Consider the following 255-nt stretch of genomic DNA (forward strand, 5'->3'; position numbering starts at 1 on the left):
TCCCACGCTGTGCGCTGGTGGGCACAGTGTTTGCAGGCGGTGTGAACGGCGTGGGTGAGATTGCCGGACATCCTGCGCTGGAGCAAGCCTATCAGATGGGCAAGGAGGTGTGAGACATGGCAGTTAAACAAACGGCAGGCAGAGAGGCTTTGGGGGAATTTGCTCCCAAATTTGCGGAATTGAATGATGATGTGCTGTTCGGGCAGGTGTGGAGCAGGGAAGACAAGCTTTCCCTGCGAGACCGCAGCATTGTAA

At 56.1% G+C, this 255-nt stretch carries 1 pseudogene; it reads left to right on the forward strand.

Annotated elements, in window-relative coordinates:
* Positions 1-116: 116 nt before the first annotated feature.
* Positions 117-255: pseudogene (locus tag DW677_RS19020) on the forward strand (gamma-carboxymuconolactone decarboxylase); the annotation flags it as partial.

Source organism: Clostridium sp. AM25-23AC (assembly GCF_003435125.1).
GTDB classification, from domain to species: domain Bacteria; phylum Bacillota; class Clostridia; order Lachnospirales; family Lachnospiraceae; genus Pilosibacter; species Pilosibacter fragilis.